This window comes from Paenibacillus sp. VTT E-133291, assembly GCF_002264395.1.
Taxonomy (GTDB): Bacteria; Bacillota; Bacilli; order Paenibacillales; family Paenibacillaceae; genus Paenibacillus_AQ; species Paenibacillus_AQ nitricinens.
Genome location: NZ_NFVA01000129.1, coordinates 1 through 13,770, shown reverse-complemented (window position 1 = coordinate 13,770; position 13,770 = coordinate 1). Strand labels below are relative to the sequence as shown.

Sequence of the window (13,770 nt, the reverse complement as noted above, 5' to 3'; positions counted from 1 at the left end):
ATCGTTGGTGTGTAGAACAGTTAACGGGAATTGTTCAGAAGTATTGAAATCAATCTGTGCCATAACCGCATCATGATCGGATACCCGACCTTTCGATGGTGAGAAGTCCGCATTTAGATGGACGACATCTACTTTTGAAGAAGGCGTTAGATTTTTACTGACAAGAATATGATCTAGTACTTGAGAGTTTCCGTCATAGGTATACGTATACTGCTCATTTAAAGGCAGTGTATCGATCAAATTGTCTAGCTCTGAGCCTTTTAAGATTGTTGCAGTTTTAGTGAATTGGAAATCATTCAAATCGCCAAGCGCTACTACGTTGGCTTTAGGATTTGCAGTCAGAATCTCTTTGACAAATCCGTTTACGACTGCTGCAATTTTATGACGTTGTGTTTCACTGGACAATACGGGGGGCTGAACATTCCCAAAAGGACCATTATCGCCGCCTTTTGAATTGAAATGGTTTGCGATCACGATCACTTTTTCGCCGCCGAAAATAAATTGTGCAGCGAGGGGTTTACGTGAACTTGCAAATGCGGCATTCGTTGGATCAATCCGTCCCGGATTGTAAGTTAGCTTATCTGTCGCTGTGTTGTAGCCGACGGATTGTGTAGCAGAGCCTTTTTGTCCAGTTACACTGTCTGCAAGCTGTACTCTTGTAGGGTTGTACAGGAATCCTACGCGAATGTTTCCGCCTGGGGCTCCGCCATCCTTATTGTTCTCCGGAGCGATATCTGTGTATTTGTATACAGGACCGCCAGCGGTTTCAATAGCTTTAATTAGCTCGTTTGCGCTTGCTTCAGTGATTCCGTTATCGGTTTCACCATTGCTGTCCTGCATTTCGACCACGCCGATAATGTCAGGCTTTTTCATATTATTCGTGATGGAGTCGGCAAGCTTCTGGATTTTTGTTGCTCCGACACCTGGGTAGAAGTTCTCAATGTTGTATGAAGCGATTAATAGCTTGTCCTCATTAACCTCAAGAGTAGTTGTTTCTTGTTTAAAGGTACTTGGGGTAATGGTTGGCAGCTTACCGTTCTCCGGAATTACTTTGAAATTACCATTGTTGTATCCGATGACCCCTGTAACATCTCCAGCGAACTTATCTCCGGTGATGACTTCTTGACCCGGATTTCCATAGGCAATGATAAGGCGCTGAGGATTGAATTGGTTATATTCCTTTAGAACTAGTCCACCAGCTGGTGTGATGACATCAGGAGTATCATTTTCTACTCTTGTAGGGATGTTATAAAGCATGGAATTTCCGCTACCACTTGTCCAGTAAGGACTAATGATCGTAGGGGTAGGGAGTTTTACAAGCATACCTTCTAACGATTCATAGAAATCAATAGCATCTTCACTAGGTTCAAAATCCGCCATGCCGTCATTATCAATGATGGAAGAAGGAATAGCTCTTCCACCTTTGCCAAGTACGATAGGTTCAGGCACAGTATAACTAGAAGAGGAATCTACTGTTAGTGATGTCATATTAATTTGAGTGGAGGTTAGATTGCTCGCACTTCCTTCGTTATACTCGGAAACGGCTCCATTAACGCGCACTAAATCTCCAACTTTAGGCTTAAGGGATGCATTTGTGCTGTAAACGAAAATACCTTCCGATGTGTTCACGTTATTGTCCGGCTGAGGGTCCTGCATAAAGAAACCTCTATAAGCGCCAGTTGCGAAAGTGTATCCGTATTGGGTAACGATGCCTTCAACATCAGTAACGTTCTGGCCTGCATACTCAGAAGTATGAGATTCTCCTTGGATATCATGGATACGAGGGAGATCAGAAGCTTTATAAGCAAAGGTATACACTTTACTGGTCTTGCCATCTGCTACGACAATTGCATTGAGGGTAAGATCTTTACTAACTATAATTGGATCTGAATAAAGTTTGCTTGCTGCGGTTGGTTCTGTTCCATCAGTCGTGTAATAAATCTGTGCTCCAAGGGTAGGACTGGATAGAGTCACAGCACTTCCTTTAATGATGCGACCTGCACCAGGGCTCGCCATTACAGAAAAGGTTTCTTCCACCATAGCGTTTTCGTTAAGTGGAATGAATTGATAAGTTGTATTATATTGCTCAATAACCCCAGTAATGCTGTCAAAGGTTTTACCCTTAACGAGTTTAGGCAGGGTAGAGAAAATTGTGAATTGCTGTCCACCTTGACTTGCAGTCACTGTATTTCCATTTACATTGTCTATGGTCACATTATTCATAGTAACTAGCTGAGCTTCATGACTTTCGCCGTTCGCTGCAGACAAGTCAGCTGCTGTAATCAATTTAGGTGCAGGAACACCCACATCATTCGCAGCGACAGAATATTGAAGTCCACTTTGGAATTTGATTTCTTGCAGGTTGCTGTAGATATCCATCGTGCCACTAACTTCAACACGATCTCCAACGTTGGCGAACTCTGGGAATCCGTAAAGTACGATCCCGCCGGATTCATCCTGAATATACATTTTTGCTGCATTAATGTGAGTTACGATACCTTCTGTTGAAATATTCTGGCCTTTACTAGCAAGGCGTGCTGTTGCGACGTCTGTTTTGGTCAGAATTGTGTAATCAAAAGCCGTTATAGGGCTATCCGGCATATTTGGTTCTGAAGCATACGCCTTAATTGTAGTGTCCTCAGTTAAGGTAATAGGCCCTGTGTAAGGTTGGAAATCAGTTGAACCAGCTGCTCCATAAACAGCTGAATAGACGGATGCTCCAACTGTCGGAGAATTCAGAGAGATTTCAGTACCTACCGGCCAGGCATTAGCGGCTGGGGAAGCTACTACGGAGCTAGCTGTCTCCGGTGCTTTACCATAACTACTATTGCGTGGACTTGCTGCTTGAACAACAAAATCCGTAACGTTGTTGTCCGTATCTAGACCACGGCTATCTGCTGGCGCACCAGCTGCGGCTTTACGAATAGCGGCTGTTGCGTTGGTGAGAGCAGGGGTTGGAGTTCCCTCAACACCTGTAGCTGTACCGTAGCCAACTAAATCTATTGTATTATTCGATGGGTCAACCAAGTCGACTTTACCGTTTGTTCCACTCATAGCTAGGATACCTGTAGCATCAGGAGCAGGTAGTGCAGTAGTTCCTCCGGTTCCTGCAGCCTCTTGGACAAGGTAGTATCCATTTGCAGGAATCGTTCCTGTTAAATCTGTTCCGGTGCTAAAGGTTCCAGTAGCGGAAGTATATCGGACTTTCCATCCAGTCAAGACCACTGGTTTGTTGGTAGGATTGTATAATTCAATAAAATCATTCTTAAACTCTGCTCCGCTGTTTCCTCCACCGCCATAGACTTGTGAGATAACAACATTGCTATTATCCGGTGCTGCCTCGGCAGTCTGAATTGCTGGTAGCACACTGCCGACAAGCATTAATATTGCCAGTCCACTAGCCCACCATTTCCTTACTCTTGAAGAAATAATCATTTGGATAAGTATTCTCCCCTCAAATCTTTTATTAGAAACCTACTAAATCTTATCATTCAAATGTAAAATGAAAGGTTGGTTTGCATTAATATAAATTAAAGGTTCTATAAATTAAAATAAAAAAATAAAAAGTTATTGTTTTCGCATAAGAATAGGGGCTGAAAATAGTGCGTAAATACAACAATCCTTAAAATCTAGTGTTTATTGGAGGATGAATAATCCCATATATGAGTTAAATTTTACATTTGAATAACACATAGAGAAGGCGTTGTTAGGCTCGATTATTTGGGAGGTCTTAGAACAAAAAAATGCCCATTCAGCTTCTTGTTGAGAAGTGAATAGGCATTATTTATTTCAAATTCACTTGGATAAAACAGATTACTGTTGTAGAAGCTCTAGCCGCTCTAATCCGTCCATATATTTGCGCAGCGCCTGAGGGATGTAGATAGAACCATCCTCTTGCTGGTGATTCTCCAGCAGCGGGATCAGAATTCTTGGTGTAGCGACTGCGGTGTTATTTAAGGTATGGCAGTATTGTAAGCGACCATCAGCATTCCGATAACGGATGCCCGATCGGCGAGCTTGGAAATCGAGTAGATTAGAAGCCGAATGGGTCTCACCGTATGCGCCTCTGCTAGGCATCCATGTCTCGATATCATACTGCTTATGCGTCTTCAGGGACATATCCCCTGTGCAGACAGCCATGACTCGATAGGGGAGCTCTAAGAGCTGAAGGATGTGCTCGGCATTTGCGAGGATCTCGTGAAGCATATGGTCCGAGACACCTTCGTCATTTCGGCATAAGACGACTTGTTCAATCTTCGAGAATTGATGAACACGGTACAGCCCGCGCACATCTCGCCCCGCTGATCCGACTTCACGGCGGAAGCAAGTCGACATTCCAGCTAGTCGCATCGGTGTATCAAGCTCTACAATCTCGTCGCTGTAAAGCGAAACTAGCGACACTTCCGATGTGCCAACCAGCCAGCGATTATCTCCGCTGAGCTCGTACGTCTGATCCATCCCACCGGGAAAGAATCCGGTTCGCTCCAACGCTTCAGGGCGGACAATTACAGGAACATCCATCACGGTGAATCCGCGTGCAGTGAGCACATCTAGGGCTAGTCTCTGTACAGCAAGATGTAACATCAGTCCTGCTCCTTTAAGCACATAGCTGCGGGGGCCGCCTGCTTTGACGCCACGAGGGATATCGATGATATCGTGGAGTTCACCTAGCTCCACATGATCACGAGGTGTAAAGCCGAATTCCGGCACCGCTCCGTTCAACCGCAGTTCTACGTTATCGTTATCATCGTGGCCGATGGGTGTATCCTGCGACACCGGATTCGGTGCGAGCAGCATGAGCTCTCTACAGCAGCGTTCAGCCTCGTTCAAATCTGCTTCCAGCAGGTTCAGCCTATTATTGAGTTCTCGTACCTGTGCTTTGACGATCTCTCCAGCAGGGCGGTCACCCTTACGTAGTAATTGTTCAACCTCTTTGGTTCGCCCATTACGTTCGGCTCTTATTTGTTCTGTTTCTTGTCGCAGGCTTCGGCGCTTTTCGTCCCAATTCAGCAATTCATCCAGTGGGAAGTCGACTCTTTTCCAGGTGGCAGTATTTCTTACAAGTTCCTGATTATCCTTAATCCAGTTCATTTCCAGCATACCGTTTCGCTCCTTTTTGTTTAAAAGATAAGGAAGTGTAAGGTTCATCCTTCACTTTATCCTTCTATTTCTCGCACAAACACTTACCGTCCTTATAAGGACGACGAAGGTGATTATGCTTGAAAAAACGCAAAAAACGCCCTCATCCATGGGACGAGGAGCGTCAGCTCGCGGTGCCACCCAGGTTGATCGAATCTCCTTAACAACAGGAAAGAATCGACCCTCTTTGGTCTTCGCGGTAACGGGCGAAACCCGGTGAACTTAGGGAGTCATTATAGGCTCCGGTCGCAGACGCCTCACGGTTGGATGCCGATCATTGGCCTGATTCTTGGATTTAATATTGTTGCTTAGTATATCGCAAGAGTGGGATGAGCGCAAGCGTTTATGGTTTGACAATAATATCTAATCTGCGATAGGATTAATATTAATTTAAAGTATTCCTGTCGGGTTAAATATTGCAGTGTGAGCTGCTCAAGTGGGATGAAAGAGGTGGAGAAGTGGCTAAAATTGTTGTGATTAACGGAACGCCTTCCCTGGTATCGCGTATCAATGCAGTTATAGAGTATGCGGAGGCAAGCTTAACGGATCAGGGCTTTGAGGTTGAGCGTATTAACGTAGCTGAGCTGCCAGCGGAAGATCTGATTCACACCAAGTTTGAGAGCGATGCTATCGTCAAGGCGAATGGCCTTGTAGCTGAAGCGGATGCGGTAATCGTGGTTAGCCCGGTTTATAAAGCCTCTTATACAGGCGTGCTGAAGACCTTCTTGGATCTAGTTCCGCAAAAGGGATTGGCCGGCAAAATCGTACTCCCGCTCTTCATGGGTGGCAGTCTTGCACATCTCCTCACGATTGATTATGCTTTGAAACCTGTGTTGTCTGTACTCGGTGCACGTTACATTCTTGGTGGAGTGTATGCCGTGGATTCTCAGGTGGTTCGTAATGATCACGGCGTGGTAGAGCTTGCTGAGGAGCTGAAGCTGCGACTGAATGATGCATTAGCTGAGCTGGCAGAAGAAACTACACATCGAATAGAGCGCAAGGCTTAGGACTCAGCAGTAGGCATTCTGTTTCTGATGGATTCATAACAAATATATAAGCGTCTCATTCATTCCTGATGTAAGGGTTGAGGAGACGCTTTTTTGCTATAGCCAAAAGGCCATCTCACTGTAAAAGTAGAGAATGGCCTCTTTTTTATCTATGGATCGTTATAGTCCAGTCTTACAAATCGTCAAATCCGTTATCATCGCCAACCTTACCGTAGTTGCGGGACTTGGCTTCGAAGAAATCAGTTTTCGTAGCATTCAGCGCATCGTCGGAGAAAGGCTTGATCCAAGGCATGCAGTTAACATCAACACCTTGGTAAGCTTTTTCCATACCCATCAAAGTCAGACGTTTGTTCGCTGTATATTTGATATAGTCGCTAAGCTCGTTAAGGTCAATGCCACGAACATTAGTGAGAGTGTAGTAAGCCCAGTTGGTTTCAAGCTCTACCGCGCGGTCGATGGTACGGTATACGTAATCCATGTTTTCTTTGGTGTTCAGCTCAGGGAAGTCTACGAGCAGCTGCTTAAATACTTCTGCGAAGAAGTAGCAGTGCTGATTCTCGTCACGTTGAATATAAGAGATCATTTGGCTGGTCGCCATCATCTTCTGGTCACGGGCCAGATTGTAGAAGAAGGCGAAAGTGCTGTAGAAGAAAATTCCTTCCAAGATGAGATCTGCTACCAACGCATGGAAAAAGGTTTGTTTCGTTGGATTATCACGGAACTCTTGATAAATATCGGAGATAAATTGGTTGCGCTCCAGTAGAACCGGATCTTTCTTCCAATACTCGAAAATCTCTTTCTGTTCACTATCCGACACGATAGAGGAAAGAACATAGGAATACGATTGGTTATGCACTACTTCTTGTTGCCCGATAATGGCAGAAATAGCTTCTAGTGAGGAGTCGGTGAAATAACGCTTCACGTCGCTGACGAACATCGTCTGCATCGAATCCAGCACAGCGAGCAGGGAGATGTTGATCTTAAATACACGTTGCTCCTCTGCATCCAGCATAGGGAATTGTTGCGCATCTTTGGACATTGGGATTTCATCCGCGATCCAGTGATTAAGCAGAAGGACCTTGTACAGCTTGTACATATGAGGCATGCGGATATCATTCCAGTTCAGAATGCCTGAGCATTCACCGTCGATAATGCGTGTGGATTGGTTAGGTGCTTCAGTATTAAAAATCTTTTGTAATTGCATTTCTTATCCCTCCATTTTTTTGCGCGGGTAATCTTTCTTTGGTGTCTTGTTCATAGAAAGACGGTGATGGAGTAACGGAGAGGAAGTTTGGAGCTGTAGGGGCGTCAGCGACCGCCTTTGTCATCGGATGTCATCCGCTAATAGCGGTAAAGATCAAGACATCTGATGACAACAGCGGCCGGAAGCCCAAACATTCCTCGCAGTTACGAAATTCATCATCGTTTTTCTATTCAGGGCACTAAGATAATTAGCTAGCGCAAGAATCACACTCTTCTATTGTCAAAGCACGGCTACGCACATAATAAGTTGATTTCAATCCGCCCTTCCAGGCGTTCAGATGCAGCTCAAGGAACTCGGTAGCCTTGATGTCAGGACGAACATACAGGTTGAAGCTTTGGCCTTGATCGACGTGACGCTGACGAGCGGAAGCCATGCGGATCGACCAGTTTTGGTCAATGGTGAAAGCTGTCTTATAGTACCAGATTGTCTTGTCGGACAGATCTGGTGCCGGGTTAGCGATCTTGTAAGTTGTTTTCTCTTCATAGGAAAGCAGTTCATACAAAGGATCAATGCTGGCTGTGGAGCCGGCAATAATCGATGTGGAGCCGTTCGGTGCAATCGCGAACATCCATGCGTTACGAACACCGTCTTTAGCCACTTCTTCTTGCAGCTCGCGCCATTGTTCTGTGGTTACATATTTGCCTTCTTGTTCACCGCTAACGTAGCCACGTGAAGTAAAGTACGCACCTGTCTCCCAATCGGAACCGGCGAACTTCGGATAACGGCCTTTTTCACGGGCAAGCTCCATGCTCGAACGTACCAACAGGTAGTTGATGTGTTCATACAAATGATTGTTATATTCTACGGCTTCATCAGATTCCCAACGAATGCCCTTGAGTGCTAATAGGTGATGCAAGCCGAATGTGCCGAGACCCACTGCGCGGTACTGGCTGTTCGTGTATTGTGCTTGCAGAACTTCAATATTATTGATGTCGATTACGTTGTCCAGCATACGTACTTGGATAGGTACAAGTCTTTCCAGCACGCCAGCTGGAATCGCACGTGCCAAGTGAATCGAATTCAGGTTGCAGACTACGAAATCGCCAGGAATCTTGGAGATAACAATCCGGGTCTTGCCATCTTTGGTTACTAATTCTTCCTGTTCAATCACGGTAGCGGATTGATTCTGCATAATTTCTGTGCACAGATTGGAAGAGAAGACCATACCTTGGTGGCGGTTCGGGTTCGTCCGGTTCACCGTATCACGGTAGAACATATACGGAGTACCTGTTTCGAGCTGTGATTTCATAATCCGTTTCATGATGTCGATCGCAGGAACGGTAATACGGGACAATTCCAGATTGGCTGTAGCTTCAGCATATTTTTCACGGAAAGTACCTTTACCAAGCTCTTCATCGTAGAAGTCTTCCAGACCCAGCGGACGACCATCCTCATCCGTCCAGCCCATAACCTTCTTCACTTCATGAGGGCAAAAGAGGTTCCAGTGGCTGCGTGATTCAACAGCTTCCATGAACAAGTCCGGCAGGGTTACACCGTGGAATACGTCATGGGCACGCATGCGCTCGTCACCGTTATTTAGCTTAAGATCGAGGAAAGCGAGAATATCTTTATGGAATACATCAAGGTAGACAGCGACAGCACCTTTACGAGTACCTAGCTGATCTACGCTGACTGCGGTATTATTCAATTGGCGAATCCAAGGGATTACGCCGGAGCTAGTGTTCTTGTGACCACGGATATCCGAACCACGTGCCCGTACTTTACCCAGGTAGACGCCGATACCGCCGCCCATTTTGCTAAGGCGCGCTACGTCTGTATTGGAATCAAAGATACCCTCTAGGGAATCGTCCACCGTATCGATGAAGCAGCTGGAGAGCTGTCCAGCGACCTTTTTACCGGCATTGGACATGGTAGGGGTAGCAGCTGTCATGTAGATGTTGCTCATAGCCCAGTAAGCTTCTTTTACAAGCTCAAGACGTTTCTCGGCTGGCTCACGGTGCATGAGGTACATAGCGATAATCATGTAACGTTCTTGCGGAAGCTCCATTACACGGCCGTCAAAATCATGCGCCAAATAACGGTCAGATAGCGTAAGCAGACCAATGTAATCGAATAGAAGGTCGCGTGTATAATCGATACATCCACCTAGCTCGATGATTTGCTCTTTAGTGTAATGCGTTAGAAGCTCCTCACGGTAGATTCCTTTTTTAACAAGATCCGTGATTAGAGGGTACAGCTCACCGTAAGGCTCTTCTGGATAAGCTTTATAGCGGCGGTGAACGGCTGCTTTTTTATAAAGGGTAGTCAGAAGGGCACGGGCAGCTGCAAACTTCCAAGTAGGCTCTTCTTTTGTTACAAGTTCTAGGGCACTCATAGTGAAGGCGTTGCTAATTTCTTCTCCGCTTACGGAGTCACGGCGCAGTTTGGAAATTACTCCCCGCAGCAATGTTTCTTTATTTAGTTGATCAAGACCCTCCAAGATACGGTCGGCGTATATGGAAAGGCGTTTCTCATCAAAAGCCAGTTGGCGATTATCTGGTTTTACTACGAATTGTGGCATGGTTATTTCATCCCTTCTTATTTTGGATTAATTTTGAATATCAAAAATTGATATATTATAGCGCAGTAGGCTGCCACAGAAAGACCTCCGAGCCGTTCATACTGGCCGGAATGTCGATTATGCGTTGGTTAGAGCTTCCTCGGTAAGGAAGTGTAGTATCTTTTAATTCTTCTATAAAACGTCCATCTATTAATACCTGACACTGTGTAAGTAGATTCCACTCCGGAGAACCGGGAAGGGCGTTTAGTTCCTCATACGTATACCCACTGTAAATCCAGATGGGGAAGCCTGGGAGCACGGCGCGAAGCTCATGAATGAACCCAAGTACCTCTTCTGCCGAGAAAAAAGGATCGCCGCCTGCTAGTGTTAAACCATCCAGCAATGGGTTAGCGGCGATTTCTGCAATGATTTCATGTTGACGTTCTAAGGTGAAAACTTCTCCATATTTAAAATTCCATGTCTCGGGATTAAAGCATCCCGGGCAACGATGGCGGCAGCCGCTGAGGAAGAGGACGGCCCGCATGCCCTCTCCCTCGTTAATCGACTCCGGATAGTATCCGCAAATATTCATAGATGCTTAACACGATCCCGTACTTCGGCTTGTTTGGCGGCGTTGAAGCGGGTCTGATAGTCGCCAGTTAAATAACCTGTAACTCTGCGCAAACGACGGATGTGCACGTCATTCTCATGTGCGTTGCAGGAAGGACAGTTTGTCCCAATTACGCCTTCGTATCCGCAGCTTGAGCAGCGGTCAATCGGATGGTTAATGCTGAAGTAGCTGACCTGTTGTTCTAGTGCGTATTTAATGATTTTGATAAAAGCGGTTGGATTGCTGCGGGCATTACCGTTTAATTCGACATAAGAAATAGCCCCGGCATTGCAGTATTCATGGAAAGGAGCTTCCAAGCTGATCTTCTGAGCAGCGCCTAGATCATAGTATACAGGGATGTGGAAAGAGTTCGTATAATACTCACGGTCAGTTACGCCTGGAATAGAACCCAATACCTTACGATCAATCTTGGTGAATTTACCGGACAGACCCTCGGCTGGTGTTGCGAACAAGGTGATGTTGAGATTCAGTTCTTCACTTTTCCGGTCGCAATACTCCCGCATATGACGTACGATAGCCACAGCCTTGGCATGGACTTCCATATCCTCGCCATGGTGTTTGCCGTACATGGCTTTCATGCATTCCGCCATACCGATGAAGCCGAGCGACAGACTACCATGCTTCAGCAGTTCACCTACAGAGTCTTCAGGAGCGAGGGTTTCGCCGCCTTCCCAGACGCCTTCTCGCATCATGAAATCGGATGCTTTAGCTTTTTGCGCGCTTTGGATGCGGAACCTATGAAGAAGTCCTTCCAGCGCAATGTCCATATAGTGATTTAGATCCTCATAGAAGCCAGCTTCGTCTGCGACGGTACGCCGGCCTGTTACTGTGCCGTGTGCCAGACCGAGCCGAACCAGATTCAGTGTATTAAAGGAAAGGTTGCCCTTCCCGGAGCAATGATTACGCCCAAAACGGTCACCGAGCACTCGAGTGCGGCAGCCCATTGTAGCAAATTCCGTATCAGGATCACTTGGATCATAATACTGCAAGTTGAGCGGAGCGTCTAGATTAGCAAAGTTCGGATACAGTCTGCGTGCAGAACATTCCGCTGCTTTTAGGAACAATTCATAGTTAGGATCGCCTTGCTGTTGGTTGATTCCTTGCTTGCATTTGAAGATTTGAATAGGGAATACAGGTGTTTCTCCGCTGCCAAGCCCGTTCATCGTTGCTGTTAGCAGGGAGCTGATTACAAGCTGACCTTCTGGTGAAGTACAAGTACCATAATTGATACTGGTAAACGGAATTTGCCCGCCGGATCGGCTGGACATGGTATTGAGATTATGTACCATACTTTCAGCCGCTTGCAGGGTTTCGATTTCAGTTTCTTTCAGTGCATAACGGAACGATTTCGGATATACCTCCGCCAGATCGGTCCGGCTCATTGTGATCTCGCCCAAAGATTCATTAGCTTGTCCCTCATCAAAATAATCCAGACCCTTGCGGAACAGCTTAGCGAAGGATTTGGTTACATAAGGTGCCAGATCATAGTCGAGTTTATTGGCGGATACGCCGCCATATTGAGCATTTTGCTGGGATTGAAAAATGATTGCTACTAGTGACATAGCTGTCATTATGGAGTTCGGAGGACGAACACTGCCGTTGCCGGTGTTGAAGCCTTCTCGGAGAAGCTTATCAAACGGGATAAAAATGCAGTTAGTCGTTCCGATTGCGTATTGATCCAGATCATGCACATAGACGACATTGTCATCAATGGCTTGCACCAGCTGCGGCGGCATCGTAAAGTTACGGGCGTACCATTTTGAATATTCACTGCCGAACTTGCTCATTTTACCGGAGAAACTCTCTCCGTTCAAATTGGCATTCTCGCGCAGCAAGTCCAAATCCCGGCTGTCGATAATATCGCGTCCTAAATCAATGAGCTCTTCTAAAAGAACTTCCCGTGCATTTGTTGTACCGTTAAATTGTCTCTCCAACAACGTCATTGTATAGCTCTCCTCTCAGTCTATCGTCCTATCATTAAGAAGTGGGGCCGCATAAGCGGCCGTATATTCATTGTGATCTCATAAAAAAAGCATCCCCTAGCGAGGATGGCTGAAAATGCCCGATGCGTTATGTAAATATCCACACAGATATTTGTAGTGGTCTCTAAGAAGATGACCGCATGCGGACACCGCTCCTGTTCCTCGCAGGCACTCATAGTTGGTGTCGTCGAAACAGGCAGGTCTCCTGGCTTCCGTAGGACCTCTCAGCGCCTTCCCAAGGGGGTTCTTACCCTCAGTGGCTTCTGCCAGGAGATCTGCCCATCTTTAGCTTCTAAAAGCTTGTAAAGGGCATCCGGTTACAGTGGCGGGACCGCAGCGGATTTTCACCGTACTTCCCTATTAAGCTCTAATTCCGATTAAGGATCAAAGCGCCTGTCTCCACTATATTTTGTTGTCGTTAGATAAAAATAACCCAAGATGTTGTGTTTGTAAACAGTTTTTTAGAAAACCCGCGCGGGGAGCGGGTTCTTCAAAAGTACTCCACAAATGATCCACAGGCTGTCCATAAGTAATCCACAATTGATCCACAGGCATATGAAAAATGATTCATAAATTGTCCGAAAAGATGCCACAAAGAGTCCATAAATGTAGTGCAGATGACCCTAGAATTCACGTAAGAAAAAATACCCGTGGCGAAAGTCATATTTCGGAGAATTTTTTGGGGAAAGAAGAAGGGGCATAATAAAGCTGAGATCATTTGTGGGAGAGCGGTGGAGTTGTTACAATAGAAGGAGACACATACTTTAAAATTCCGAGGAGGTATTCCCATGCCTATTGCTGAAGTAACCGTTATTCCGATTGGAACAGGTAGTACGAGCCTTAGCGGCTATGTTGCAGATATGCAGCGAGTGCTGAAGACGGTAGAAGGGATTACTTATGAGCTTACATCCATGGGTACAATTATCGAAGGGCCTCTTCAGCGTATTTTTGCTGCAGTCGAGGCGCTGCACGAGTCTCCTTTTGCCACAGGTGCAGAGCGTGTCTCTACCTCACTTAAAATAGACGACCGCCGAGATAAACCCTCCACTAGCCGTGGAAAGCTGGAATCTGTGGAGCGTAAACTACAGATGGAATAGCAGTTCGGGAGAGTAGGGAAATAGAGAAAATAGGCTTGCGTTTCTAGGTGGAAGTTGTATAATATTTTTTGTTTGACAGAAAAATCAGCTTTAAGCTGGTGTAGCTCAGGGGAAGAGCAACGCACTCGTAATGCGTAGGCCGGGGGTTCA

The 13,770-nt window shown here is 46.0% G+C and carries 8 protein-coding genes and 1 riboswitch; of the genes, 2 read left to right on the top strand and 6 right to left on the bottom strand.

Annotated features, from left to right (window positions below):
• Both CA598_RS29230 and serS read right to left on the bottom strand, forming a co-directional pair.
• On the bottom strand, positions 1 to 3,435 hold a 3,435-nt coding region (locus tag CA598_RS29230), incomplete at its 3' end, for a chitobiase/beta-hexosaminidase C-terminal domain-containing protein (RefSeq protein ID WP_179283794.1).
• 378 nt (positions 3,436 to 3,813) lie between these two features.
• Complete coding sequence (gene serS, locus CA598_RS29225; protein ID WP_094878750.1) at positions 3,814 to 5,100, bottom strand: serine--tRNA ligase; 1,287 nt, start codon at positions 5,098 to 5,100, stop codon at positions 3,814 to 3,816.
• 497 nt (positions 5,101 to 5,597) lie between these two features.
• On the opposite strand from serS, the gene ssuE reads away from it, so the two are divergent.
• On the top strand, positions 5,598 to 6,146 hold the full coding sequence (ssuE, locus tag CA598_RS29220; RefSeq protein ID WP_094874470.1) for an NADPH-dependent FMN reductase: 549 nt from the start codon (positions 5,598 to 5,600) through the stop codon (positions 6,144 to 6,146).
• A gap of 172 nt (positions 6,147 to 6,318) precedes the next feature.
• Here ssuE and CA598_RS29215 read toward each other — a convergent pair whose 3' ends face one another.
• The 4 genes from CA598_RS29215 to CA598_RS29200 form a co-directional block, all read right to left on the bottom strand.
• Positions 6,319 to 7,350 (bottom strand): ribonucleotide-diphosphate reductase subunit beta, encoded by a 1,032-nt coding sequence (locus tag CA598_RS29215; RefSeq protein WP_094874469.1) that lies wholly within the window; start codon positions 7,348 to 7,350, stop codon positions 6,319 to 6,321.
• 247 nt (positions 7,351 to 7,597) lie between these two features.
• Positions 7,598 to 9,931 carry a ribonucleoside-diphosphate reductase subunit alpha gene (locus CA598_RS29210; RefSeq protein ID WP_094874468.1) on the bottom strand — a complete coding sequence of 778 codons (2,334 nt, stop codon included), beginning with the start codon at positions 9,929 to 9,931 and terminating at the stop codon, positions 7,598 to 7,600.
• Positions 9,932 to 9,986: 55 nt separating this feature from the next.
• Positions 9,987 to 10,502: an anaerobic ribonucleoside-triphosphate reductase activating protein gene (gene nrdG / locus CA598_RS29205; protein ID WP_094874467.1), complete on the bottom strand. Its 516-nt coding sequence runs from the start codon at positions 10,500 to 10,502 to the stop codon at positions 9,987 to 9,989.
• Entirely contained in the window at positions 10,499 to 12,484 is a 1,986-nt protein-coding gene (locus CA598_RS29200) for an anaerobic ribonucleoside triphosphate reductase (RefSeq protein WP_094874466.1), read from the bottom strand. The genes nrdG and CA598_RS29200 overlap by 4 nt, the downstream gene beginning before the upstream one ends.
• 217 nt (positions 12,485 to 12,701) lie before the next feature.
• Positions 12,702 to 12,935: riboswitch (cobalamin riboswitch) on the bottom strand.
• 376 nt (positions 12,936 to 13,311) lie between these two features.
• Here CA598_RS29200 and CA598_RS29195 point away from each other — a divergent pair.
• Complete coding sequence (locus CA598_RS29195) at positions 13,312 to 13,620, top strand: MTH1187 family thiamine-binding protein (protein WP_094878749.1); 309 nt, start codon at positions 13,312 to 13,314, stop codon at positions 13,618 to 13,620.
• The last annotated feature ends 150 nt before the right edge of the window (positions 13,621 to 13,770 follow it).

Excerpts from the sequence above, each read along its gene's own strand:
- nrdG (WP_094874467.1), bottom strand. The coding sequence starts at position 10,502 with ATGAATATTTGCGGATACTATCCGGAGTCGATTAACGAGGGAGAGGGC.
- serS (WP_094878750.1), bottom strand. The coding sequence starts at position 5,100 with ATGCTGGAAATGAACTGGATTAAGGATAATCAGGAACTTGTAAGAAAT.
- CA598_RS29195 (WP_094878749.1), top strand. The coding sequence starts at position 13,312 with ATGCCTATTGCTGAAGTAACCGTTATTCCGATTGGAACAGGTAGTACG.
- CA598_RS29215 (WP_094874469.1), bottom strand. The coding sequence starts at position 7,350 with ATGCAATTACAAAAGATTTTTAATACTGAAGCACCTAACCAATCCACA.
- CA598_RS29200 (WP_094874466.1), bottom strand. The coding sequence starts at position 12,484 with ATGACGTTGTTGGAGAGACAATTTAACGGTACAACAAATGCACGGGAA.
- CA598_RS29210 (WP_094874468.1), bottom strand. The coding sequence starts at position 9,931 with ATGCCACAATTCGTAGTAAAACCAGATAATCGCCAACTGGCTTTTGAT.